This is a genomic window from Candidatus Pelagibacter communis, assembly GCF_001180185.1.
Taxonomy (GTDB): Bacteria; Pseudomonadota; Alphaproteobacteria; order Pelagibacterales; family Pelagibacteraceae; genus Pelagibacter; species Pelagibacter ubique_F.
In genome coordinates, this window is the sequence record NZ_CVSS01000025.1 from 1 (window position 1) to 604 (window position 604).

The window sequence follows — 604 nt, forward strand, 5'->3', positions numbered from 1 at the left end:
AAAGAATTCACCAAAAATGCTTTAATTGATCTCATAAATGAAAATGATTCAAATTCTTCACCGTTCTTTATTGAGAAACATCTTAGTGTATTTAAAAAATCAACTATAAAAAACTTATCTTCATAAATTTTTATTTGTGAATTAAATGGTGCTAAATTATTTTTTGACCAAATTAATTCACCATCTTGTAAATTAAGTGCATAAAACTTTGCTATATTATCTGCAACGATTAATATTTCTTTATTATTTGATAATTGCAATATTGGGTTTAATTTTTTTTCTGATTTTGAGTAATAATTTTTTTTCCAAACCAATTTAGATTTTTCATCAAATTGTAAAATTGAACCTTTATTATCAAAGAATATTAAGTTCTTTTGGTTAAATGAAATTGTAGGCTCATATTGATAAAAATTTTTGATTTTAGAAAATTTATATCTAGAAGATTTTTTAAGATCACCTTCATAATTTAATCTTCCATCATTATTATAATAATTTCTTATCTTTATATTATTATTTATGCTATTTCCAATATCTATGGTCAAGCTAGTGTTTTTCTTTCTTTTGAATATAAAGATAAAAAAAAGCTAAAAATTTCTGATCAATA

At 20.9% G+C, this 604-nt stretch carries 1 pseudogene; it reads right to left on the minus strand.

Features of this window, described 5'->3' with window-relative positions:
* Positions 1–542 (minus strand): annotated as a pseudogene (locus AMN95_RS02120) (PQQ-like beta-propeller repeat protein); the annotation flags it as partial.
* Positions 543–604 lie beyond the last annotated feature (62 nt).